This is a genomic window from Owenweeksia hongkongensis DSM 17368 (genome assembly GCF_000236705.1).
In the GTDB taxonomy this organism is placed as follows: domain Bacteria; phylum Bacteroidota; class Bacteroidia; order Flavobacteriales; family Schleiferiaceae; genus Owenweeksia; species Owenweeksia hongkongensis.
On record NC_016599.1, the window covers coordinates 3596599 to 3618356 of the forward strand.

Here is a 21758-nt window from a genome sequence, read left to right on the forward strand (position 1 = left end):
ATTTGGTTATAATTAATTTTTTTCACTACATATTCAATCCCATGCCCTTCACTTCATAATCAGTGCCTTCTACCAGCCTAAAGTCATAAGGGGGATTTACATCCGAATCAGGGCCATAATACAATATATTCCAGTAGTCTTGCCAATATTCATCAGCTCCAGGTTCTACACCGTGATGTTTAGTTGTACACTTATATACTACTGTTCTGTATGCAGAATCTAAATGTGAGTGATTAATTAATTGCCTGTAAGGCACTACATCACCGACTCTGAAGTACATAGGGTCACCATCGTAATAACACCCCTCACAGTTGTGGCTCTGTGGTCCCTTTATCGCAGTCCAATGATAGAATCTATGTGGGTCAAATTCATGATTTCCAAAAGCATTTATAAAATTTGGAGACGAAATAGTATCTACCCTACTACCTCCTATTACAGTCACATTCTCTATTGTGTTGGCTGATGATTGTAAGGTTTTATCAAAAGTCATTCGTTCTACTATAATCGGGTTTATAGTATTGGCGGAATAAATAGCTACACCGCCTGTTGTATCAAAACCAACTTTAAAACTGTCTAAGTCATATCCAATCTCGCCAAAATAAAGGTCAGATATTTTTATAGGGGTTATTGAATCACCGCTAGAATGTATATAAGCTCCGCTGTGACCTCTGCCTTTCCAGTATAGGTTGTTCCTAACATAATTTGTATCTCCATTGACTGGTGCTTCTCCAGCGTTAAAATAAAGGAATAAGCCTAACTCAGCGAATCCCATTGCTATGTTATTCTCACTCGTATTGCCTCCATTGGGATAACTATGCTGCTCAGCGTTACTTTGGTTAAATTGAAAAGAGTTAGATATAGAGAGTCCAGTAAATGTTACATTGTTCCGTAGAATGTTACCTCCATTAAGCCTTTGACATTGCGTTTCGCTTCCATTAGCTATGAAGAGATTATTCTCTACGATGGTGTTTGAGATTAGCTGCTGCGGTGGCGCTTTTGTGTTTCCCAAATATAAGCCTTCATTTATGCAGTTTTTAACCAGGTTATTATGGATGTGGTTACTATCTGGATTTCCAATACCATTATCTTGTTTTATATTGAACCCTGTGGTAAACGCCCCATCAATTTCTACGTGGTCAATCTCTACTTTAGACCACTCTCCGCCAACCGCAAAGGCGTGTATACCGTTCATCCACATATTGTTTGCGTAAAAGCCAAACTGTCGCGCTTGATAAGAACTATCCACATCGCCTCTGTAGTTTATATTACCTGTTCTATTTTCTGCTGAATACTCCCCTGTAAATCTCACAGCATAAGCATTTATGAAACCAAACCCTTGTGCAGATTCTACCTGACCAAGCCAATTAGTTACTGTCAATCTTCGTGAAGCAAAATCACCTTGAGCAATATCAAGATTCATGGCAATACCCCTCCAAAATCCACCCCTTATCTTTATCTGACTGCCACTTGCAACTGTATCAGGTAGGGAGTTGGCCGCCATATAATAAATTTGGTTACTTGCATTGGTTGGCTGTACTATCAATAAGTCTCCTATTTCTACGTCATAGTATTTTGCAGCTAAATCGGCATCTGCTTTTACATTACTATCCCACTTACCTGTAAGATTATCTATATCTACCCTCAGGGTTTTGAATTCAGAACCGTTAAAGACACTTAAATCGTAAGATTCTTTAAGCTCGTAGTCAAACGATGTCATGGTGAATAATGAATCATTGGAAACTCTAAACCAATAATTGTCCGCAAAAGAATATCCGTCAACCAAATCATATCCAGCAGGAACATCCCCTAAATATGTTCCCGCATACCAGTTTTCCTCTACGCTATACTCTGCATCATATTCAGGAGGGGTAGGGATAACTGCTGTGGGGGTATAGTTGTAGTAAAAAATAACATAATCTATACCGACATAGTTAGCAATACAGCGAATGCGCAGAACATCTCCAGCATCAAGGGAAATCTTAACACCTATTAGTTCATAACTACTCGCTTGAAAACTTTCCGATTCTGTAGAGTCAACACCATTCACAATATTCCTTACGATAGTGCCTGCGTTTGGAGCTTGAATCATATACGCAATAGAATCTACTGGAAAATTTACGGTGGTTTCTATATAATTAGCTGGGGAGGTGTTTAAATTACCGATTACGGTGTCATTAGACAACCCCGACCCGCTATACTTTATGCCCGTAATCGTTTCAAAATGTTCGGCTTCAATAAACACTGAGTCAACAACGGGCGGAATCACCCCACCCGTATCGATATTCCAGGAGCTGTACTCGTATTGCCCAAAAGTGATGAACGAAAAAGCAATTAATATGAAAGTAAAAATCTTACTCATTGCTAATAGAGAATAAACTATTACCTGATCCATCTTCCCCTTCGTACATCATCACCCTTGTCTGGACACCCTCTGACGTGGATTCCAGTAACATACCTCCAGTACCAGCAGCGGAATTGTTTATCTTTACATTACTACCGGCTAAAATCTCCAGATCACCACCGTAGCGAGCTTGAATGATTATCCTAGTGTTAACATCAAAACCTAGATTATCATTAATCGTTATTATGTTTCCACCACCTTCAGATCGAAGCGTTCGCCAACCATCGGATAAATCTAAGTTTCGTGTGGTGGTGACGTCTTTTGGTATAAAGTCCAGTTTTTTTATGTAGCTGTGCAAAAATGTAATACTGTCTTGCAGGAACTGAACATTAGCAATGCTAAACACTTGTCCTGTGTCTATTTTTGCACCTATCTCAACTCCTATTGAATCAACTACAAACTGCTTGATGCTGTCTACATAGAGCTCACTAATGACATCCCCATATACGTTATCAATACTCACCTTCCCAAACAAAGTGTCTGATGTAATATTTGCTGGAAACTCAACGTCTCCACTTGGGTAGAATTTAGTGTTTAATGGGTTTAGATATTGTGAAACATCCTTGTTTGTACCAAGTGGGCATATGTACATATAATCAACATTTGCATTTGTTCCCGAAATCCCAAACTCACCGCCTTTATAGCTCACCCCGCTATCGGCTGTATTATACCATCCAATTCTTCTAGGCCACACCCCTGATACAACACTCATAACTGTGGTGTAATACCCTCCATTTATATTGGTAGGAGTTGTGCTTCCCTGAGTTAGTCTTCCTGTAAATGTGTAATTACCATCCCCAATTTGAGGACCCGTATTTCTAAGGTTGTCAGATGCGTTTTTGTCCCATCCGTTAAAGGCGGGTTCATTCCCTGTAATAATGAAATCTGATGCACCATCTTCTTGCGGTGTACATTTTAATATTAAGTACCCTTTACCAGTGACATATACAACATTGTTGTTGATATACGGATCACTAACTACACTAAGACTTCCCTTGTTAGAAACTGTTCCTAAGAAGTATCCGTTCACTATTTCAGGAACTACCACCTTTTGATTATGAACGCTATCATGAGCGTCAATAAATAAGATATATGAGTTGTTCTCCTTAGAAAGATATACACTTGTAAAGTTGGGGTTAGTTTCAGGGTCAAAAAATGAGAAGTACCCTTTTAGCTCAATTAGTGGGTTTTCTTCAGTGTCATATCTACTAATAGCCCTTGGATAACTCTTTTTGCTGGTAGCAATTTGCCAATATTGCTCATTTTCCCTACCTCTTATTGAGGGTTTCGTTTGGCCGCTAGTAAAGGCAAATCCTTCCGCCATGCCCACAATCCTTTCACCACTGGTTTTCTTAGCTATCTGAATATATCTATTGGCTGGTTTAGTCGTGTCAGGGCTATTTGCTTTGGTGAAATTAAACTCTGTTCCCGTTAGTGTGGTTATGTTTTCAACATTAGCAAAATCATATCCATTTAATGTGTCAACATCAGGTAAGTATGCCAATATACTATCAGTGTTAGTTGCGCTTAGATATTGAGCTTGATTGATTCCGAATAAATCAATGAACCACGGGCTGTAAAAATTAAAAGTGTAATCCCATTCCGAGCTGCCAGATGCATCGTAAGTTACCACTGAACTAACACCTACTAATGAATCTGCATTGGTAGGTGTGAATGGTGTATCCGTGGGTATGTATCTGAGGTCTACTATATCATAGTTACTCACCACTTTTATTCTTTCCCCATACCACGTCCCGTCATTTGCAATTTCCTTTCCGTCAATCAGGAATTTATTGACAACATTCTTATGTACGGGAAACAATTGATTGAAAGACCTTGACCCCCAATACACCGCGCCTGTATTAGTTCCCCCTGATTGATGCACCAATAATCCATCTGCTGAAGCTGACCTATCTAAAGTAAATCCGTTTCCGTCATTAAAAGTCTTAGAATACAGTACCAATGTGGTGTTGTCAGGGACATCAACAATATACCATTCATGTGTACCGTCAGAGTATACAGAACCAATATCGCTATAGTCTTTAGTATGGGTGGGCGTTGGAGCTCTTAACGTAATTACTGATAACAGGAATCCATGATTTCCAGAAGTTGTACCGAACTCATCAAACCAAATCGGAGCAACGTTATCTGAGAATGAAGCCGCCCAATCTGCTGCATTAAAACTAGCAACTGTTAGCTCTGTTGTTTTGTCCAAAAACTTGACACCCGTATAATTAGGAGATACATTAACTCCCACTTCTTGCCATCTATGAACTAAATCTGTGGTAGTGTTGAAGGGGGTTCTTATATACAGATTTCCAGATATTCTACTTGCGCTAATTAACCCTTTCTCACTTCCCGGGTTAGCTTCTAAAGCTTCAATCCTAGCTAAGTGGGCGGCAGCGGTGTCATTTAGGGCGGTGTCATCATAAGAAGCGCCTGAGCCCAGGTCATTACTATCTCTTATTTCTTTCCCATCAGGAAGAATGAGGCCTGTGTTGAGTTCCAGATCTGTTGTGGCTCTAATTATACCATTGGGGGCATTGAGGCTTACATTCTCACTGGTAGATGTAATGGCTACATCATTTTGTCCTGAAAAGCCAAGCTCAAATTGAGAGTAGATGGAGAAATCATCTTTACTATAAATGTCAGCTCCTGAGGGGAGGGTGTCATTTATAGCAATGGTTTGTGCAAGAGATTGAATTTCATTGGTAGGATCTGCATCAGCATCATCTGCAGATATGTTTCCCAACTTTACTTGCATTACCCAATAGAGCAGACTATCTGCTGGCATAATGTAGTTGGTGGTTTTGAAATAGCTTTCAAAATCTGCTGTGTCCAGAAATAGAGCTACATCATAAAAGTTTTGCTCCCTCATTTTCTTTTCTGGAGGAGAATTGCCCTCTTGTGCAAATGCTTGGCTTCCTAAAATAAGGCAGATGGTGAAGGCTAAAATTTTTATTGTATTCATTATTTATTGGGGTATTCTGGTAATTACTATTTCATTTCCATCATATTGGGTGTGGGGGAAGGTGATGGTGGTATCTGAAAAGGCTTTTGCCATCATGGCTCCTACCATTCTTTCTCCATTTACAAATACATCACAGGAGTCAATGTCTATATCTTCCAGTCTGGCATCATCAAATTCATCACTGGTAACCACTGATCTTATTCTGAAGCCTTTGTCCTGCTTATTATTCTGTAAATCTGTGATGTTACTTTTAGCAGTTGCTAAATCAGTTTCTAGCACTACCACTCTTGCAGTAAGGGCTACAATAAGGTCATATAGTGCTTTACCTTGCCTGGCATCCAGCTGGTAGCCGGGATTAGTTTGGTCTAATGCATTGTAAGTGTTTACTGCAGCTGCTGGGATTTTTTCCCAGGCATTATTGATGTACAAGACCCTGTCACTTACTGCCCAGCTATTGATACCATTTAGATTGTAGGTGCCAGCTACCTTTACAATCCAGTAATCTTGATTAGAGGGATTGGCACTTGGGGGTGATCCTGCAGAAGCATCCCAAACTCCTTTTGCTGGGCTTCCATCAAAATCAATAATGGAAGGATCCAACTTTCCATTGGGAAGAATAAGCCCATAGCCTCCTGGCTGATTGGCTGTAGACTTTTGTACATAATCATTTTGAAGGACATTGAGCTGATTGAGATAATCAAAAAGCACTTTTACTGTACGAGCAGAGGCTGCTTTAGTAGTTGATGAAGAGTTAAAATTATCTACCACTTCTACTTGTGCTAATGGCCCCCAATAGCCTTTAGTATGATCTAACCAACCTATAAGCTGACCGGTAGTAGCATTGGTTTTTGCCCAAAGAAGTAAAGGGTTATCTGGCTCAGTGGGACCTATGTGAATGGCTCCTATTTGACCAAGTCTATTGAGTATAAGTTGAAGTATTGGATTCATTTTTTTATCAGGTATCCTTCTTTATATTCAAGTTTGTCTGCTTCAGGGCCATAGGCATCAAAGGTTTTATCAGCATTGAGGGTATAATCAATATTGGTTTCAAACCTTTGTACCAGGTATTGATCAGTATTCACAAAAAATTGGGTGATATAGCCTAAGTTTTGGGCAGGCTTGGTATCTGTCATTTGCCATGAAATGGAGAATCCACTAGTGGTAGAAGAGTTGCCTTCATTCCAAAAGAATTCTAGGCCCTGAGCTACTGATCCGATGGTCCTCATTTTGCCATCAGAGTACACCAGACAGATAATCCACCTATGCTGATCTAGTGCTGCAAACTGATGTGGTAATTCATGATTATCATCAATACCGGGAAACTTGTGGGTAAGGGAATAATTGTAAAGGCTACCATGCTTGGTGCTTTCTTGCTTTCCACCAATGTATTCTAAGCTACCTGAGGTAAAATAGAAGGGCTGCCAGTTGCCAGTGCCTAAAATGGGCATACTGGCAGTAGCTGACTCTTGCACATATCCCATTACCTGATCAGTAGTGGCATAGTATATCTCACAGATGTGAGGAAGGAGTTGTATGTTTTTGGTGAATCCCACATTGCTAAAATGCTATGTGGGTGTGAATGGGAAAAGGACAAGGTGAAAATGCCCTTTGATTTTCCCTCCAGAGAAGGAGGGAAAGGATTTAGGCTACCAGATCCTCTAATTCAGGATGGTTGTATTTTTTATGTGCTAGATGTAGGGCAAAAAGTTCATTCTTCACATCTTCTGGCAAAAATTCTTCTACCAGCAGTACCATGCATTTTACCTGTAGGGCTCTTTGTTCAGCATCAGAAAAATTGGATTCAATTTCTCTTCTTACCAATTCTTGGTATTCAGCTCTTTTTTGTTGCCTTAGCTTATTAGTTATGGGGTTTTTAAGGTCATCACTCATCATTTGTTGCTAGTTTTTAAAGTTGTCAATTTATTGATAGTTTCTGCTGTGATGATTTTGTTTTGATCCAAATTTTGTTTGAGCATTTTTTTGATGGCCCATACAAAGTCTGTTTCTTTCATTTCATCAGTTGTCATTTCAATGTCCATAAGGCCACTGAAAATAGCAGGAAGATCTTCTTTGGTAAGTTGATCAATAGCATAGAGTAGTGCTTCTTTCTTTTCCCTTTCGGTTTTTTGGCGTTTTTTCCATAGTAGCATAATTGCAGCTACAGTGGTACTGGTGATTAGTATTGCTGTGAGATAACTGTGGCCATCAACATATTGTTGCCTTGCCAAAAGTCTATCAATGTTGAACATCATCAAGATTAATAATTCAAGGAGAATAGCAAATACCTGCCAGGGGGTGCTGGATCTGGATAATGTGAATAGTAAGGTAATTGCCACCAAAGCAGGAACTACTAATAATGAAAGCATCCAAGTGAAGGTATCCCAGCTATCAGGATAGTTTACCACCAAGCTATGACCATTGAGATACAGTACTGGACCTGATGGCATGTAAAAATAGAGGGTAGCCAGCAGTGGAACTGCTAAGGCTACCATCCATAATATTACATTCTTTAGTACCATTAAGCTGTAGCTGCTGGTATTTTGATTTTGCATTTATCCGGTTCACCAGCTGCATTGGTAGGTATGGTGTACACCAGTTGATTTTCTTCATTATAGAACTGGGTACCAACCGGTAGTTTTAATAGCATTTCTGCTTCTGCACTGGTACTATTGTTTGATCCTTCTACTTCAAATTGATTATCACCATTACATGATGTATTGAAGTTTCCGTTTCCGCATTCTTGTGACATAATTATAGTTTTTAGTGTTTAAAAATTAGCTAAGCAATATACTGTATTGTAGTGATTTTCTGTACTGCCAAAGCAGGAAAATGGGTGAATGGTAGGTTTTTTTTAGGGAGTAAATATTGTACAAAGTGTGGAAAATACTGTAACTGTGTAACCCTTACTTTTTTGGATAGGTAACATTCTGATATTCAATTTTCTAATAAGTTGAAATGTAACTGTAACCAATGGGGAAATCAGTTTTTTAGAATTGTAACCGGCTTTACTACTCTTATAGAGTTACATTTTTTTTGTAACCAAATAAAAGAGTAACCAAAATATGTAACTGTCCAAATAGCTTATATATAGAACTTTACCCAAGAGGTTACAGAGTTACACTTTTTTTTACAAATATTGACCTAATGAGGGTTGTAAGGGATTGGCGGCCTCAGGAGATGGGAATAGTGGTGGGTTAAAACAAAAAATCCCACCAGGAATTAACCTAGCGGGATTGGCTATGAGGTATGTGATAGATAATCTAAGTATTAAGGGGGATTTGAGAAGTTTGATAAGGGGAGTAGTGAGGGATGATTAAAGCTGGTGACGCAGAACGTAATTTTTCAGCCAGCGTAGAAACCGACATGTGCAGGTACTTTATTCATCTTTTGATGATTACCCAGCATAAAATAAAGCTTAGCAATAGCCGCCCGCGCCTGCTTTCTACTCACAGGAGAAGAAATGGTAACCAGGTAGCTTATTATTTGCGAAGTGCTTATTCTGTCCGCTCCACATTTATGGTAATTCAAAAAGTACTTTGTCATACAGCAATATTGCTCTACTGTGCTTTTCGCCAGCTGCTCAGCTTGCAGGTATTTTCTAAATCTTGTAAGTAATTCATTTGGATTGTACATAGTATAAGGGTTTTAAGGTGTTGGGTTTATCGGGGAGTTATGTTTAATTGCGCCAATGTTTACGCAAGTGTTACGCTTTAGGGCGCGACTAAAACATAACAATGCATAAAAATAATGCTAAGCGAAAGTGCTATAATCAAAGGTCTGTTCTTTCTCGTTAGAGAAAAAATTAATCATTTCCTTTAAGTGGTCTAAGTTCTTAATAGGTAGTTCAGCACCTATATCACCTGTCTTTGGTTTTGATAATCTAACCATTTTACATAGTTTAGTGTCTTTTTGCCAATCTAAGTAAATCTTCTTAGTTAGTTGTTTAGTAATTATGCAATAGCTATAACCGTGTTCAGCTTCATAAACACTATCGCTTTGTACATCTTCGGTAAAACCCAAAGCCATAATTTTGTCGTAATTAATTTTTTCTTGTTCCATTCTATTAAGTTTTGTTATTATTTCCGCACTATTCTTATGCTAAACGTTCCCTACGGGGGCAACTAGGTATGCAACAGGTGGGTTCTGGTAAAGGGGTTTCCCAGCACTCATAACCACACACCACTTTCTCTCTTCTACCTATGCAGCCACATTCTTTTTTCTTGAGGTGAGTAATGGTGTTCATCTTTTATATTCTGTTACAGTCATTGTTTTGCTGGTATCCCGGATGTAGATTCTGCCTTCTTTGATTTCTTTTTTGAGGGCTGCATCATCAGTTCTGGCACTTATGAAGTTGAATACCATCATGCCATCATCACATCTATACCAATAGGGCATCATCATTATTCTTTGGGCTTTTTCCATGTCTACAAAATCCCTAAGGGTTTTGCTCTGGATAAGGACCAGCTCCTGGACTACTGTATGGGGGAAGGTGCTCATGGTATATGCTTTAAATTAAAATGGTAAGTCATCATCATCATCCTGATCTGTAAGGGCCTGCCCTAGCTTGGCTTGTGTTTGCTTAGATGGGGTGAAGGCTGTTCCTTCTCCTTTTTCATCATTGATGGTGGTATCAAAAGCCTTGATGTAAATGTGCTCTTCTGCTTTGCCTTCATGTTTTCTGATGATTCTACCTCCACTGTTTTTTAGTGAAGGTGGATTGAGCTCATATTCATGGTATCTGCAGAAAGCTTTGAGGGCTATGGTAAATTTGTTGGTACTCCACTTGTGCCTGTCTCTAGGGTTGTGATTGAAATAATTATCCATGGCCACACTCTTAGGGATAAGGGTGTCACAGTTTACTGAGCTTTCTGAGAAATACACTTCTGCCCACTCTTTAAATGGATCTGTCATGGCTACTACCAAATTCCTCTTGTGTACATTTTCCATTGGTGGATCTATCTTATCATTATTGAGATAGCACACCAGTGCATGGGCCATGGTATTGAAGAATAGGTCCCACTCATTTTTATCAAAATCCTGAAAGAGGTTTTTGCCAAACTCCAGAGCTGGACTCCAGTCTCTTTCATACTCACCATCTTTATTAAAGTGGTAATAGTCTGAGAATACTGTGTAGAGAATCCTTCTTACTGTGGATGAATCTGTATTTCTAAGGCCAAAGTTGGAGGTGATGGCAATTTTTGGAACTTCCTCAAAGGGCAGCTCATATTGCTTACCATGCTTGGGGTTTACATTCATTTCTCCTGTAAGTGCACTGTAGAAAAAATCAAACTTGAGGTACTGATTAGCATCATCTACCAGTACATAATCTGTATGGCTGGTCACATTTTCCCAGATGTGTGGGTTTTCTGTAAGCCTTGGGTTTCTACCTTCCAGGGTAACATATTTCATAAAGTACCTGATGGCTTTGTAGGCTATGGATTTACCTGATCCACCACTGGACTCACCATCATCACTTATCTTATTATCCATAGCATATACTGCCCATGGCCTGTTGCTATCCTTATACCTGTGCAGAAGGTAGCCCAGTGAGTATAGCTTATTGATAAGGTGCAGCCTTTGCTCATACAGCATATCATCAGATAGCTTAAGGCCATCAGCATGTAGCTTTTCCTGTTCTTTCCAGTAAATTCTGGAGGTATTGATAAGGTACTTGAGGAACAGACAATCTGTTTTATGGATTTTGATATCCAATCTGCCTTTGGCATCATCAAAATACACTTCATAGGGTGGAGTATCCAGCACTTTTACTTTGTGCTTCATTACTTCATCAGCCCACACAAACTTTTTTACCTCTCCTGGCTTGTACTCTTTTATTCCATTTTGATCTACCTCCCATGTGCTTTGCTCAAAAAAGAAGTATTGGCTCTTGCTGGTATAGTCTGTAAAGTCAATTTCTATAAGAGAAAGGTTGCTGAGGGACTGCTCACCTAGCTTGTTTGGTGAATTGTAAAAGGTGTTTCTGATATCCGGATCCACTTTTCTTTCTTCCAGAAACTTGTTTACAAAGTTTTTGATTTCAACCGGGTCAATTTCCTGCACCTGATTGCCTTCTATATGAATATAGATGTAGCCAGTTTTGGTATTGGGCAACCTAAACCTATAGTATCCATTGGCTTCAAGAAAGGTGTAGAGCTGCAGTGGATTGATAGCATAGGTTTTGTACCTCAGTTTTTTGGCAGTGTCATACTTCCACTTTACATCCCACATTCTATAAGGGATGGCCAGCTTTATGAGCTCTCTAAGTTCATAAGACCTGTAGTGCTGCAGAAAATCTCTTACATCCTTACAGGGGTTTCCTCTGTGGTCTCTCTTTTGGGTGAGCTCTTCTGGCAGTTTTACATTATGCAAATCCAAAAACTGCATACACAGCCTGTGGCTTTGCCTTATACCAGGTGCGTCAATATCTCCTATCCTGCATATTTTCCAGCCCCATTTTTCTAGCTGGGCAAACTGGCTTTCTTTAAGGATGGCACTTTCACTATTGAGCCAAATAACCGGAAAACCTAATGCCATTACTGAAAGGGCATCTCTATCACCAGAACACCAAACAATTTCAGGGATTTTTTTGGTTTTTCTTTCTTCCTTTTGCTTATCAGGATCATCACTCTGGTAGTCATCATCCTCAGCTTCATTGAGCTTGTCATAGGCTTTTCTTACCAAGTGTAAGCCCATGATGAAATCCTTTGGTCTGGTGCCAAAGTATCTAAACCTATCTGCCTTATTATGGGCTTTGGGTTCCAGCCTTTTTCCCCATCTGCCCTTTACTTTATCATCAAATACAAACTGAAAAATGGGGTACTGTGCAGTACTTTTATTGATGTACTGCATTAGCTCACCAGTGCTTTTGCTTTTTCTTACATAGGTGTAGCTTTTTAGAGAATACAAAAACTGCTTGGCAGCCATTTCTGCAGTAAACATTTTACCACCTACCAGTTCAAGCTCTTGTGGTGTCCAGTCTTTATCTTCATAAAAATAATCACCTTCATTTTGGTCAGCAGTAGCTGGCTTTATTTCAAAATCAGCTTTTATGAGTGGTTTTTCATCAGCCCCTTTTACATTGAAATGAGCTGCCAAAAACTGTAGTGCTTCTTTATACTCCATGCCTTCTTCCAGCATATAGCATTGCACTCCATTTCTTGGTTTTTGGTCTCCCCCAAAATCTGTTACTACCCAGTTGCCATCCTCTAGCTTTTTGATAGCAGCTGAGGCAGTTTTTTCAGTACCTCTACATTTAAATTTTTTCCTTTTATCACTTTCACAACCATGGGCTTGTGGGTACACCATAAAGATGATTTCCAGTCCACCATTGGTAGCTTCCAGTAGTTCTTCTTGAGATATGTATGCCATTATGAGGGTTACAGTTACACTTTGTTAATCAAAAAAATGGGGAGGCAGAGGGGCCATCCATTTGGTAAAATTGGGTGGTATAGGGTTGGTGGAAAAGGACTCCTTATGAGATAAAAGTCTGTAGATTGTAACCTAGTTTCTGCAATTCATTCAGGTATTTTTTCTGAATGGGATCGCACTTCTCGAGTATTTCATCATTTACTAAAACCTCTTTTCTTCTCGCATATACCTTGGTAATAGATTTTAGCTTTTGATGCAGGTAATACCTCCTCCTTTTGGATTTTTTAGTTTCTGATTTCATATCTCTCTTATTTTCCTGTTCTTAATTTTTCCCACTCAGTTCTAGTTATCTCTATCACATTAGGATCCTTTGGATGGAGGTTGTTATCTAAAAAAAGGATGATTACCTCTCCTACTATTTCTACAAATGGTAGATGGAACCTTCCATATATTTCTAATCCAAGGATGTCAAGTGGAGTCTGAAACCAGCTTTTTTGCAGGCCATTTGACAGGAATTTATACATCTCCTTTCCTGCCTTAGTTCTTCTATTTGGCACATGCACCTCAGGATGTTTCTCACTTATTTTCCATGCCTTTAGGTCTATGTTTTCAGAGTTTAGGAACTTGAAACCATCATAAGTTGATACTCTACTAAATCCACTTTGGCCATGATGACCAAGAAAGCTATCAAAAGCACTACCTGTCTTTTCTTCAATGGCTGCCTCATTTTCTTGCTTCATCTTTATTTCAGCAGTTCTCATGTCATGAAGCTTTTGGTATACTTCACATTCTGTGTTTTCTATTTTGTAGTACATACTGTATTATTTTCTCTTACTGTATTTGAACCCAATTCTTTTTTCTTCAGCTTCTAGCTTGTCAAGCTTTTCCTTGTAATACTTTTTCCTTCTTTCATGGTATTCCATCTTCTTTTTGGCTTCTGCTTTATCCATGATGGTTACCGGTATCCTGAAATTGAATTTGTTCCCTGAGAAGGGTTTCACCTCTTCTGGCATTTTCTACTTCATAAAAGGCATCTCTGAGGGCTTTTTCTTTTTGGCCATAGTGGGCAATGGCTTTTCCTGCTTTGGTGATGGAGTACAGGCCACCATCATACTGGGTAAGGGTGATGGTATCTCCAATTTTGGCAATGCCAGTGAGGGTAGATTCTTTGTATAAGTTGTGGATGATAGTTTCTCCAGCTTTTTCTTCTGTGATTTCTGTGCATCTTTTGTCTTTATTGTAGCTCATGGCTACTATGGTAAATGTGGCTACTGTCATGAGTTGATATTATTAAGGGTTTTGAATTTGTATTGCAGGGCTTTGCTTATGAGCATAAAATCAAATGGCTGGTATTGCTTGGCTATGGGGTATAACTGATGCATTACTTCATCTAAGTCTTCTGGTGTGTGGGTGTGCCTAATGATGGTAATGGCTTCCCAAATGGTGTAGAGGGGTTTCATTGCTTGAGATTTGAAGGTTTACCTGTGGTGCTGAGCACTTCAAATTCTACTACCCAAACCCAAGGATTTAAAGACCATGATGATTCACCATTGATGGATTGCCAGAGTGATTTGAAAGAACCATCAGGGTGTTTAAAAAATCTATTAGGAAAATCTCCAATCAAATAATCTTTATACCGTCTTGTGTGAAATGTATCTTCATCAAACAGCACACCTTCTGCTACTGCATCCACTTCACAGATATCCTGCAGCCTTTCCACTCTCACCTCTTTCACTTTTAGCCAAATTCTGGCAGCAGCTTTGGGCATGTGGATAGAGGGTTTCCAAGGGTTTGGTTTTACAAAGGAGAAGCTCTCATCATCATCAAACTTTATGATTCCTTTATTCTCAAGCTGTTCTATGTAGTTGAGCATCCATAATTGATCTTCAGTAGGATCATAGGCAGGTAACCAACATTGGGCTTGGTCCTTATATTCATATAAAGCGGTTCCATCTTCCCAGTCCCATCCTGAAATTTTCCAAGATTCTCTTACATAAAGGATTTCACCAGCTGAGTAAGGGATTTTGAAGAATGATTCTCCAAACTTACCTGATGGGTGATGTTTTCCCCTTACAGAAAAAGAGCCTTTAGGAGTGAAAGCCGTGAAGCCAATTTGCGCATCAGTAATATTCTTATTGCCAAATTTTACTATCCTCCTGGTCTGAGTTTTTCTACCATCCAAAATGGCTTGGATCATAGAGGATTGGAAGAAGATGTATTTTTGATTTTTCATGCTACTTGCATTTATTTATTATCATTCTGGCTACCCCAAACACATTAATGGATTGATGGGTAGGCCATACGGCATGGTCTACCCTTAGGGGCTTGCACCTTGGGTAGCTATCTTCTAGTATTTGTATGGATGATTTGATGTTTTGCACAAACTCATCTTTGAGCCTATCGCTTGTAAGAAGCTTCCTGTCATGAGTGGCAAATAGGGATTTGATATCAGCATCCAATTGTTTTTTGGTTGTGAAATGGTCTTGATCTATGAGGATGAAGTGGTGTGTCATGCTACAGCTTCTTTAAGGTTTTGTAATCCTGTGGCCTGAGCTGCTATTAGAGCAAAGCCCATATTTACTTCTACAGCATTGCCAATAAATTTCTTTTGATCTGCCTGAGTGCCATTGAGGATATATCCTTTGGGGAACCCCTGTATGGCCAGTAGCTCATCTACTCTGAGCATTCTCATGTAGATATCACTGATACCATAAGCAGCCATAAAGAGCTTTATCTTCTTTAGGGTTTCTGAATCTTCCGGATAAATAAGAATGGCCACTTGCATGGTATCTTCTACCTGCACCAAATAGGGAGGCATTTTATCCATTCTGGCAATAAGAGTAAAGCAGGGCTTGTCTACATCACTACCTTTATTGTTGTACTGAGGGTTTACCAAAAACTCAGCTTGGGCAATGTTTAGTTTTGGATTAGTAGTTAAGGTGCCTGCTGGTGATTGTACTGATTGATGATTGAGTTCACCTGAGTACTGCTTATCTACCCATACAGCTGCAACTCTGTCTTTTGTAGTAACAGTGGTGCATGGAGCATCAGGGCTAAGTAAGTTTGGACCATTACCATGATACCGGTATAGAAATTCAGGCTGAACTAAAGCATGATGATCTTTTGTGAGGATTGTAGGAGCAGGATTCTCTAATGTTCTGGCTGAACTATTATATTGATAATCTATTAGGAAATCAGGCTGAACTAAAGCATGTCTATTGTTGGTAGAAATACTGGTCAATGGCCTATCCTCACCATACACTCTTTGGTCATGCCCACCACCATTGTACTGGGCTAAAAAGCTTTCATCACCACCAGCTACATACTTTACCAGTCCTGCATATATTCTTTTCAGGGTATTTTCTACCAGTGGTTTTTTTCTGGTAAAGATGCTTTGGCCTTTATCTGTAAAGTCTAGTACTGATTTTACAGCTTTCCACTTGGGGAGTGTACCATTAGTTTTGGAGTGGGTAGGCTGTGGCCAAATGATGGGCAGGCCCTCTCTCATAAACTGAGCAAAGAATCTTTTTCTGGAAGTAAAAGCACCATAGTCAGCTGCATTGAAAATACCATATTCATAGGCAAAGCCCATATCAATGATGGTATCTCGCCAATTGATGTAATCTTCACCTTTGTTTCTGGATAGAGGTTTGCCATTATCATCTAATGGCCCCCAAGCCATAAACTCTTCTACATTTTCAATCCACAATCCATCAGGATTGAGTTCATCTATGTAAGTGTAAAGGCATTCAGCAAGGGTTCTGCTATCAGCATCCCTTGGTAGTCCACCTTTGGCTTTGCTAAAATTGGTGCACTCCAGGCTTGCCCATACTAATATGATGCAATCGGGATCAAGCTCTCTTTCATGCTGCACCATCTTTGCTAAGGCATGAATCATTTCAGGGTTTCTTACATCTTCAGTAAAATGAACAACCTCAGGATGATTGGCTTTGTGGCTTTCAATGGCTTTAGCATCATGATTTACACAGGCTATTACCTGCACATTATCTACTTTACTGGCACCAGATGTAAGGCCACCAGCCCCACAGAAGAGGTCAATTATTTTGATGTTAATCATGACTCACCTCCCATTCTATTCTTCTGTTATCAATTTGATTTTGGGTAAGGATTTCTTTTAGGGATGAAGCCCATCCATCTTTAAAGTCCATACCTGGTTTGCGGGATAGCTGTATGGCATCTGGCCTTAAGAAGTGATAGTCCAGCATCTGAGCATAACCCAGCACCTGATGATCCTCAATTTCTTCCTTATTGATGGTAATGGAGGCTTGGTGTGCTGTAATGCCCATTTCATTGGCCATATCCTGCACCAGCTTATTGATAATTACCCCTACAGGGATTTTGAACATGGTGCCATCAGATAGTGTGGCTACTAAGTATGTATTGTGGATGTCCATATGGGTACTGTATTTTGAAGTTTTAAACCTCCCTGCCTTTCAGGCACTCCCTCTGGCTAGAGGAAAAATGGAGGGGGAAAAGAACCCCACTGCCCTGGGGTTTCACACTTAAACCAAACCAAATGATAGAAGAGGGGCAGCTCTCCATGGTCTTTTTAAAATCTCACTTTTAGAAAGGCCCGAAATAATCTTTATAGAAGTAAATGCCTCCCGCTAGTGCCATGAGGTGGATAAATACCACCCACAAGGCAAATAGTATTGCCTTGATCTTATTCTCTGTATGTATTGATACCAGGTGTACTTTCATGGCTGGAGTTTGTTAAAGGGTTTATTAATGATTGCATCACTTAGCTTTTGCCTCTTCTGAAGATGTTTGGCTATAGCTGCTTTTTCAGCTTCAGTAAAGTCACTATCAAAGGGGAGGGCTTCTATTTGGTTTTTATTCTTAATAAAATCCAGCATAGCCAGATCTCTGATATACCGAGCTTCTTCTGGGGTAAGTAATTCAGCCATAAATGAGGTTATTTAGTTCTGTGGAAATATCTTCTACCTCTAGTATGGTTTGAATGGCATCAAGCAGGCTATCCCATGCTGGGGCAAATCTGCCAGTGGTAGGGGCCAAGTAGCTGCCTATCTGATAGCGCCTTTGCCTAACCATGGCAATAATTTTGGTATGCACCATTTTTTGAAAAATGTACTGAGCATACTGTGGCTTGGTGGTAGTAGACTTAAGGAAGCCTTTGGTAAGTTCAAACCTGATAGCAATACTTGACCTTGCATGTATTACCTGAATACGATCTTTAAATTGCATAGCTGGGCTGGATTATATTGTGAGTAATAGCCCAGTGTGTAAGGCCTATGGAACTTTGTACACCTATTTTATTGAAAAGTGCTTTTCTATGCTTTGCTACTCCAGTTTGAGTGATCTCAAGCTTCTCAGCAATCTCTTTTTCCATGTAGTCCATGGCAATTAGCTTGAGTACTTCCATTTCTCTTGGAGAAATTTCACCATTTACTCCTGCTGGTTTTACACATATAACTCCATTAAATGGACAGCTGGAACGGGAAGGGCAGTCATGATGGTCAGGAGTGAGTTCACCACAGGTATTTACATCAGGAAATAGATCAATACCGCCAAATCTGCAAGAGGCATACTTTTCAAGTCTTTCTGATTCATCACTGTATCCCCATTGAATAAGTGCTTTCTGAGCTCTTTCATTTAGGGCTAAATCCATTCTAATAAGATTTAGAATGTGATTGGGGAGGTCTTTAAACTTGTAGGTGTGGCCGGCATAAGTAGCCAGTGTTCTATCACCTTGATTAAAGATTTCAAGTCCACGGTCTGCAACACCGGCCTGAATTTGATTAGTATTTGACATATCACTCATTTTTAATTGTTACAATTTGATGGGTTCACCCTTGGTGGCCATGGCTTTTTTTGCCAGTTCACCTTGTTCAATCAGCTCAAGTGCAGCTATTTCAATTTTTCTACTTGACCTATTGGAGTCATTCCACCATTTGCTAATGTTTGCCCTACTTCCTTTTGTCTTCTCCCACAGCTTAGTTTTAGGATGTGTAAAGAGCTGTTCTAGTTTGATTATGATCTCTGATTTTGTCATGTATAGATATCTGTACTTGATTTCGATAGGTCAAAGGAACATATTTGTTTCCAATTAAGCAACAAAAAATGACTAATGAGTCAATAAAAGTTGAATGAAAGTTCATCAAAAAATATCTAAAAGGTGTATAAACATTGACCAATAAACCAATTACTATGTGCCAAATTTGTCAAGTGAATTATGGAAGTCATATGGGGGAGTACATCCGGTATAAGCTGGATGTGCTTGGAATAAAGCAGCGGTGGTTGTCAAATAAGATTCAACGCGAGGGAGGTTCTATGAGCCCATCCTACTTGAGCAAACTCCTCAGTAATAAAGCTGAGCTACTACCCAGTGAGATGGCAATGTTTTCTAAGCATCTGCCTTCTGATTTTTTTGATGAGTATTATGAGACAAACCCAAAACTGAAACCGTACCACCACAGTAGATTGGAAGTGGTGCTACCAGGAGTAGAGGAAGAAAGAGTGCCTTATGAAACTAAAGGCACCGGGTATAGAATAACACTGGAAATTGATCCAATAGATTTTGATCCTGATTTACTGGATCCACTTTCTGAAAGCTTGAAATCAGCACTAAAAGATTTTCATTCACGCTTACAAGAGGACAAAAAACGGACGAAATAAGGACGAGAGCTAGCGCTGTTGCCTCGTGGAAGTAGATAAATAGCGTGTTTGTGATGGATGGAACAGGGTTCCGTCCAGACCGCTTAGTAAAAGCGTAAAAGCCTGATTATCAATGATAGTCAGGCTTTTTTTGTGCAAATTAGTACAGTTTTAGAATAGTGGTTTCTCTTGTTTCATGTTGTAAAACCAAAAATTGTCATTTGTAAGCTCATGCGCTTTGAAGTCCTGCGATGTAGTTTGCAAGATCACTAGCCCTGATTTTCTTATTTCCTTTTTTACCGGCTGGGTAAACAACTTTTAATCCTTCAGGGATATGACGTTTATATACGGTTTGCCTTGTGCATCCTAGTCGGTCAGCTGCTTGCACAACGGAAAGTAATTCATCATTTGCCGCTGGAAGCTGAATAAGCTTTCCGGTTCGACCTGGATTTTCAGATTGTGAGCCCTTGTCTGTGATAAAATCATCCTTTTGATCCTGGACTATTCTCTTCATTGATTTAAGATCGCTTTCAAAAATGGCCAGTCTTGCTACTACAAGGTTGCAGGATTCTATGTCGGGAAGGTTTCCTGGAATAAGAAGGTCTTCTGATAAGAACTGAATTTCTTCCTTAAGCACATCAAAGTCTTCATTGATGTTAGGGGTTAATTTTTTCATTTATCAATTTTTATGGATTAAAATTTTTGAAGACTTAGCTCAATCGGTGATGAAAGTGCTAAGTTGTGATTAGCTTTTATCTATGCTGCTTGCTGAATTCGTCCCATATATAGATCAAGGTCTTTTTTGCTAACCTTCGGACTGCCTTTTGGGCCCTTTGGGTAGCTAAGTTTAAGTCCATTTGGAATATGTTTGCGATAAATGGTGCTTCTATTGCATCCGAGTTTGATGGCCGTACTTGTAAGGGTGAAAAAAATCTCTTGATCGTTTGAATTTTGGCTAAATGATTGTTGTGTTACATGAGCACTTAGTAAATCGTTCTTGCGTTTCTGCATCTTGTCCGCAAGTCCCGATAAATCACTAACGCATTTTGAGGCCATGCTTAATAGTATTTTGGATTCTTTGAATTCAATTTGTGCTTTTGTTTCTGTGATTCTATCAATAACCTGATCAGTAGCCATGTCTAAAATTCCAAGCATTTCTTCGGAGGTCCAGGATTCTATAGTTTTTTGCTTTTCCATAATAGATAGTTTTAAAATTTGAAAATGATTTTTCGATTTATGTTCTTAGTGATTATTACTGTTTGCTAGATGAAATGAGTCTTTGTGATTCTGAAGAATGTTGGAGAGGCTTGTTAGGTCACTAATAATTTCAGTGACATGACCGAGTTGTTCGTTAACCTCGTCAAAGGTCATTTGATCTACTGGGGCGATTGACTTGCTCACTGTTAGTTCAGTAACGACATTCAAAAACTCAAGGCATTCGAATGGAGTAAATGATTCTATTGTCTGATCTTTCATAATAATTGATTTTTGGTGTTAAGAAATAATTGAATTCATTGTTTTTAGGACATAGGTATTCTTTACCGGCTCCTAAAGCTTTTGGCTTTAAGGCAGTCTCCAAAGTGTATTTTAAAGTAAAATGGAGTTAAAAGGAAGGGTGTTGGTCCCTAGTCTAGGTTGCTCTTGTTACGCTGAAATAGGGAGGTTTTCTGGATTGTCTCCTGATTGATCCTTTCCTAATTCTGAAAGACAATGAAGTGCGTTTGTGATTAGCAGCATTTCAGGGATAAGTGCTCCCATGTTTTGCAATTCAGCTTCTTGTTGTTCTGGGGTGTAGAGTAGGTTTACTCGTTGTGCTAGTGCATCCATACTTTTTAATTTTTGACGGTTATTAATAATTCATATTAGGGTTTTACTTGTTTCAGGCTGTAAAGATATGTGTTATTTATTGGGAAATGCAAATCAATCACCTGTTTATCAAGTAGTTACGGTGAAACAGTTGTTTCACCAAAAAATTGCCTTTAACTTGATTTAGAGAGGTTTGAGATTTTGTTGTGGGCAATTTGGTGAGTGAAAAAAAGTTGAATTTTCTTCATTTTGGCTGAGTTGACCGAAGAGCTTGAGTAGCTGAAAGTGGTCTTTCATGTCCAAAATTGTGGTCGTTAGTATTGCAAGTTCTGCTTGCTGTTGTTCCGGTGTATAAAGACTATTGATCTTCTGAGTTAGTGCATCCATAGTAATGGGGTTTTTGAAATTAGTAATTGTTTTTATCGAGCTCGTTCTGCGGCAAATGTAAAGTCGTTTAAAGCAATTCTGCAAGCGTTTTGAAGAGAAATATTTTTTGTAACAAACTGAAATTCAAAATGTTGGTGTATACAAATTATCGAAGTACTCATGTATACAGAATTGAATTTAAGACCTTGA

General features: G+C 39.2%; 29 protein-coding genes. 1 reads left to right on the forward strand and 28 read right to left on the reverse strand.

Annotated elements, in window-relative coordinates; translation table 11 throughout:
• Positions 1-25 precede the first annotated feature (25 nt).
• The 24 genes from OWEHO_RS15895 to OWEHO_RS16005 form a co-directional block, all read right to left on the reverse strand.
• Positions 26-2359, reverse strand: coding sequence for a hypothetical protein (locus OWEHO_RS15895; protein ID WP_041627682.1), 2334 nt, complete (start codon positions 2357-2359; stop codon positions 26-28).
• Positions 2352-5372, reverse strand: coding sequence for a hypothetical protein (locus OWEHO_RS15900; protein WP_014203516.1), 3021 nt, complete (start codon positions 5370-5372; stop codon positions 2352-2354). The genes OWEHO_RS15895 and OWEHO_RS15900 overlap by 8 nt, the downstream gene beginning before the upstream one ends.
• 3 nt (positions 5373-5375) lie before the next feature.
• Positions 5376-6320, reverse strand: a complete 945-nt coding sequence (locus tag OWEHO_RS15905; protein WP_014203517.1) for a hypothetical protein — start codon at positions 6318-6320, stop codon at positions 5376-5378.
• Positions 6317-6925: a hypothetical protein gene (locus OWEHO_RS15910; RefSeq protein ID WP_041627683.1), complete on the reverse strand. Its 609-nt coding sequence runs from the start codon at positions 6923-6925 to the stop codon at positions 6317-6319. Before OWEHO_RS15910 ends, OWEHO_RS15905 begins: the two co-directional genes overlap by 4 nt.
• Before the next feature lie 88 nt (positions 6926-7013).
• Entirely contained in the window at positions 7014-7265 is a 252-nt protein-coding gene (locus OWEHO_RS15915) for a hypothetical protein (RefSeq protein ID WP_014203519.1), read from the reverse strand.
• Positions 7262-7924 (reverse strand): nucleotide exchange factor GrpE, encoded by a 663-nt coding sequence (locus tag OWEHO_RS15920; RefSeq protein ID WP_143764642.1) that lies wholly within the window; start codon positions 7922-7924, stop codon positions 7262-7264. The genes OWEHO_RS15915 and OWEHO_RS15920 overlap by 4 nt, the downstream gene beginning before the upstream one ends.
• Positions 7891-8121, reverse strand: coding sequence for a hypothetical protein (locus tag OWEHO_RS15925; RefSeq protein WP_014203521.1), 231 nt, complete (start codon positions 8119-8121; stop codon positions 7891-7893). Before OWEHO_RS15925 ends, OWEHO_RS15920 begins: the two co-directional genes overlap by 34 nt.
• 593 nt (positions 8122-8714) lie before the next feature.
• The gene (locus OWEHO_RS18270) at positions 8715-9005 is read right to left on the reverse strand and encodes a phage integrase N-terminal SAM-like domain-containing protein (protein WP_014203522.1); all 291 of its coding nucleotides are present in this window, start codon (positions 9003-9005) and stop codon (positions 8715-8717) included.
• Between the two features lie 117 nt (positions 9006-9122).
• A complete protein-coding gene (locus OWEHO_RS15935; RefSeq protein ID WP_014203523.1) occupies positions 9123-9431 on the reverse strand; it encodes a hypothetical protein in 309 nt (102 codons plus the stop codon).
• 180 nt (positions 9432-9611) lie between these two features.
• The gene (locus OWEHO_RS15940) at positions 9612-9869 is read right to left on the reverse strand and encodes a hypothetical protein (protein ID WP_014203524.1); all 258 of its coding nucleotides are present in this window, start codon (positions 9867-9869) and stop codon (positions 9612-9614) included.
• Positions 9870-9884: 15 nt separating this feature from the next.
• Complete coding sequence (locus tag OWEHO_RS15945) at positions 9885-12740, reverse strand: hypothetical protein (RefSeq protein WP_014203525.1); 2856 nt, start codon at positions 12738-12740, stop codon at positions 9885-9887.
• Between the two features lie 103 nt (positions 12741-12843).
• Positions 12844-13041 carry a hypothetical protein gene (locus tag OWEHO_RS15950; protein ID WP_014203526.1) on the reverse strand — a complete coding sequence of 66 codons (198 nt, stop codon included), beginning with the start codon at positions 13039-13041 and terminating at the stop codon, positions 12844-12846.
• 7 nt (positions 13042-13048) lie between these two features.
• The gene (locus tag OWEHO_RS15955; protein WP_014203527.1) at positions 13049-13555 is read right to left on the reverse strand and encodes a hypothetical protein; all 507 of its coding nucleotides are present in this window, start codon (positions 13553-13555) and stop codon (positions 13049-13051) included.
• Positions 13556-13561: 6 nt separating this feature from the next.
• Positions 13562-13690, reverse strand: coding sequence for a hypothetical protein (locus tag OWEHO_RS18725; RefSeq protein ID WP_014203528.1), 129 nt, complete (start codon positions 13688-13690; stop codon positions 13562-13564).
• Positions 13683-14018, reverse strand: a complete 336-nt coding sequence (locus OWEHO_RS15960) for a hypothetical protein (protein ID WP_014203529.1) — start codon at positions 14016-14018, stop codon at positions 13683-13685. Before OWEHO_RS15960 ends, OWEHO_RS18725 begins: the two co-directional genes overlap by 8 nt.
• A complete protein-coding gene (locus OWEHO_RS15965; RefSeq protein ID WP_014203530.1) occupies positions 14015-14200 on the reverse strand; it encodes a hypothetical protein in 186 nt (61 codons plus the stop codon). Before OWEHO_RS15965 ends, OWEHO_RS15960 begins: the two co-directional genes overlap by 4 nt.
• Complete coding sequence (locus tag OWEHO_RS15970) at positions 14197-14973, reverse strand: hypothetical protein (protein WP_014203531.1); 777 nt, start codon at positions 14971-14973, stop codon at positions 14197-14199. Before OWEHO_RS15970 ends, OWEHO_RS15965 begins: the two co-directional genes overlap by 4 nt.
• 1 nt (position 14974) lies before the next feature.
• Positions 14975-15253, reverse strand: a complete 279-nt coding sequence (locus OWEHO_RS15975; protein WP_014203532.1) for a hypothetical protein — start codon at positions 15251-15253, stop codon at positions 14975-14977.
• Positions 15250-16818, reverse strand: a complete 1569-nt coding sequence (locus OWEHO_RS15980; protein ID WP_014203533.1) for a DNA cytosine methyltransferase — start codon at positions 16816-16818, stop codon at positions 15250-15252. Before OWEHO_RS15980 ends, OWEHO_RS15975 begins: the two co-directional genes overlap by 4 nt.
• Positions 16811-17155: a hypothetical protein gene (locus OWEHO_RS15985; protein ID WP_014203534.1), complete on the reverse strand. Its 345-nt coding sequence runs from the start codon at positions 17153-17155 to the stop codon at positions 16811-16813. Before OWEHO_RS15985 ends, OWEHO_RS15980 begins: the two co-directional genes overlap by 8 nt.
• A gap of 303 nt (positions 17156-17458) precedes the next feature.
• Positions 17459-17668, reverse strand: a complete 210-nt coding sequence (locus OWEHO_RS15990; protein ID WP_014203536.1) for a hypothetical protein — start codon at positions 17666-17668, stop codon at positions 17459-17461.
• Complete coding sequence (locus OWEHO_RS15995; protein WP_014203537.1) at positions 17661-17966, reverse strand: hypothetical protein; 306 nt, start codon at positions 17964-17966, stop codon at positions 17661-17663. Before OWEHO_RS15995 ends, OWEHO_RS15990 begins: the two co-directional genes overlap by 8 nt.
• The gene (locus OWEHO_RS18085) at positions 17956-18534 is read right to left on the reverse strand and encodes a response regulator transcription factor (RefSeq protein ID WP_014203538.1); all 579 of its coding nucleotides are present in this window, start codon (positions 18532-18534) and stop codon (positions 17956-17958) included. Before OWEHO_RS18085 ends, OWEHO_RS15995 begins: the two co-directional genes overlap by 11 nt.
• A gap of 18 nt (positions 18535-18552) precedes the next feature.
• Positions 18553-18774, reverse strand: a complete 222-nt coding sequence (locus tag OWEHO_RS16005) for a hypothetical protein (RefSeq protein WP_014203539.1) — start codon at positions 18772-18774, stop codon at positions 18553-18555.
• Positions 18775-18929: 155 nt separating this feature from the next.
• Between OWEHO_RS16005 and OWEHO_RS16010 the strand changes: the two genes are divergently transcribed.
• Positions 18930-19397 carry a hypothetical protein gene (locus OWEHO_RS16010; protein WP_143764644.1) on the forward strand — a complete coding sequence of 156 codons (468 nt, stop codon included), beginning with the start codon at positions 18930-18932 and terminating at the stop codon, positions 19395-19397.
• 208 nt (positions 19398-19605) lie between these two features.
• On the opposite strand, the gene OWEHO_RS16015 is transcribed toward OWEHO_RS16010, so the two are convergent.
• The 4 genes from OWEHO_RS16015 to OWEHO_RS16035 all read right to left on the reverse strand — a co-directional run bounded on the left by OWEHO_RS16015 (position 19606) and on the right by OWEHO_RS16035 (position 21569).
• On the reverse strand, positions 19606-20052 hold the full coding sequence (locus OWEHO_RS16015) for a helix-turn-helix domain-containing protein (protein WP_014203541.1): 447 nt from the start codon (positions 20050-20052) through the stop codon (positions 19606-19608).
• A gap of 80 nt (positions 20053-20132) precedes the next feature.
• Positions 20133-20573 carry a hypothetical protein gene (locus OWEHO_RS16020; protein WP_014203542.1) on the reverse strand — a complete coding sequence of 147 codons (441 nt, stop codon included), beginning with the start codon at positions 20571-20573 and terminating at the stop codon, positions 20133-20135.
• Positions 20574-21020: 447 nt separating this feature from the next.
• The gene (locus OWEHO_RS16030; RefSeq protein ID WP_014203544.1) at positions 21021-21203 is read right to left on the reverse strand and encodes a hypothetical protein; all 183 of its coding nucleotides are present in this window, start codon (positions 21201-21203) and stop codon (positions 21021-21023) included.
• Between the two features lie 162 nt (positions 21204-21365).
• Complete coding sequence (locus OWEHO_RS16035; protein WP_014203545.1) at positions 21366-21569, reverse strand: hypothetical protein; 204 nt, start codon at positions 21567-21569, stop codon at positions 21366-21368.
• Positions 21570-21758: the final 189 nt, after the last annotated feature.

What these genes read in the sequence shown, in the direction of transcription:
- OWEHO_RS15895 (WP_041627682.1), bottom strand. Translation starts at nt 2,359, where the DNA reads ATGAGTAAGATTTTTACTTTCATATTAATTGCTTTTTCGTTCATCACT.
- OWEHO_RS15900 (WP_014203516.1), bottom strand. Translation starts at nt 5,372, where the DNA reads ATGAATACAATAAAAATTTTAGCCTTCACCATCTGCCTTATTTTAGGA.
- OWEHO_RS15905 (WP_014203517.1), bottom strand. Translation starts at nt 6,320, where the DNA reads ATGAATCCAATACTTCAACTTATACTCAATAGACTTGGTCAAATAGGA.
- OWEHO_RS15915 (WP_014203519.1), bottom strand. Translation starts at nt 7,265, where the DNA reads ATGATGAGTGATGACCTTAAAAACCCCATAACTAATAAGCTAAGGCAA.
- OWEHO_RS15920 (WP_143764642.1), bottom strand. Translation starts at nt 7,924, where the DNA reads ATGCAAAATCAAAATACCAGCAGCTACAGCTTAATGGTACTAAAGAAT.
- OWEHO_RS15925 (WP_014203521.1), bottom strand. Translation starts at nt 8,121, where the DNA reads ATGTCACAAGAATGCGGAAACGGAAACTTCAATACATCATGTAATGGT.
- OWEHO_RS18270 (WP_014203522.1), bottom strand. Translation starts at nt 9,005, where the DNA reads ATGTACAATCCAAATGAATTACTTACAAGATTTAGAAAATACCTGCAA.
- OWEHO_RS15935 (WP_014203523.1), bottom strand. Translation starts at nt 9,431, where the DNA reads ATGGAACAAGAAAAAATTAATTACGACAAAATTATGGCTTTGGGTTTT.
- OWEHO_RS15940 (WP_014203524.1), bottom strand. Translation starts at nt 9,869, where the DNA reads ATGAGCACCTTCCCCCATACAGTAGTCCAGGAGCTGGTCCTTATCCAG.
- OWEHO_RS15945 (WP_014203525.1), bottom strand. Translation starts at nt 12,740, where the DNA reads ATGGCATACATATCTCAAGAAGAACTACTGGAAGCTACCAATGGTGGA.
- OWEHO_RS15950 (WP_014203526.1), bottom strand. Translation starts at nt 13,041, where the DNA reads ATGAAATCAGAAACTAAAAAATCCAAAAGGAGGAGGTATTACCTGCAT.
- OWEHO_RS15955 (WP_014203527.1), bottom strand. Translation starts at nt 13,555, where the DNA reads ATGTACTACAAAATAGAAAACACAGAATGTGAAGTATACCAAAAGCTT.
- OWEHO_RS18725 (WP_014203528.1), bottom strand. Translation starts at nt 13,690, where the DNA reads ATGGATAAAGCAGAAGCCAAAAAGAAGATGGAATACCATGAAAGAAGG.
- OWEHO_RS15960 (WP_014203529.1), bottom strand. Translation starts at nt 14,018, where the DNA reads ATGACAGTAGCCACATTTACCATAGTAGCCATGAGCTACAATAAAGAC.
- OWEHO_RS15965 (WP_014203530.1), bottom strand. Translation starts at nt 14,200, where the DNA reads ATGAAACCCCTCTACACCATTTGGGAAGCCATTACCATCATTAGGCAC.
- OWEHO_RS15970 (WP_014203531.1), bottom strand. Translation starts at nt 14,973, where the DNA reads ATGAAAAATCAAAAATACATCTTCTTCCAATCCTCTATGATCCAAGCC.
- OWEHO_RS15975 (WP_014203532.1), bottom strand. Translation starts at nt 15,253, where the DNA reads ATGACACACCACTTCATCCTCATAGATCAAGACCATTTCACAACCAAA.
- OWEHO_RS15980 (WP_014203533.1), bottom strand. Translation starts at nt 16,818, where the DNA reads ATGATTAACATCAAAATAATTGACCTCTTCTGTGGGGCTGGTGGCCTT.
- OWEHO_RS15985 (WP_014203534.1), bottom strand. Translation starts at nt 17,155, where the DNA reads ATGGACATCCACAATACATACTTAGTAGCCACACTATCTGATGGCACC.
- OWEHO_RS15990 (WP_014203536.1), bottom strand. Translation starts at nt 17,668, where the DNA reads ATGGCTGAATTACTTACCCCAGAAGAAGCTCGGTATATCAGAGATCTG.
- OWEHO_RS15995 (WP_014203537.1), bottom strand. Translation starts at nt 17,966, where the DNA reads ATGCAATTTAAAGATCGTATTCAGGTAATACATGCAAGGTCAAGTATT.
- OWEHO_RS18085 (WP_014203538.1), bottom strand. Translation starts at nt 18,534, where the DNA reads ATGTCAAATACTAATCAAATTCAGGCCGGTGTTGCAGACCGTGGACTT.
- OWEHO_RS16005 (WP_014203539.1), bottom strand. Translation starts at nt 18,774, where the DNA reads ATGACAAAATCAGAGATCATAATCAAACTAGAACAGCTCTTTACACAT.
- OWEHO_RS16010 (WP_143764644.1), top strand. Translation starts at nt 18,930, where the DNA reads ATGTGCCAAATTTGTCAAGTGAATTATGGAAGTCATATGGGGGAGTAC.
- OWEHO_RS16015 (WP_014203541.1), bottom strand. Translation starts at nt 20,052, where the DNA reads ATGAAAAAATTAACCCCTAACATCAATGAAGACTTTGATGTGCTTAAG.
- OWEHO_RS16020 (WP_014203542.1), bottom strand. Translation starts at nt 20,573, where the DNA reads ATGGAAAAGCAAAAAACTATAGAATCCTGGACCTCCGAAGAAATGCTT.
- OWEHO_RS16030 (WP_014203544.1), bottom strand. Translation starts at nt 21,203, where the DNA reads ATGGATGCACTAGCACAACGAGTAAACCTACTCTACACCCCAGAACAA.
- OWEHO_RS16035 (WP_014203545.1), bottom strand. Translation starts at nt 21,569, where the DNA reads ATGGATGCACTAACTCAGAAGATCAATAGTCTTTATACACCGGAACAA.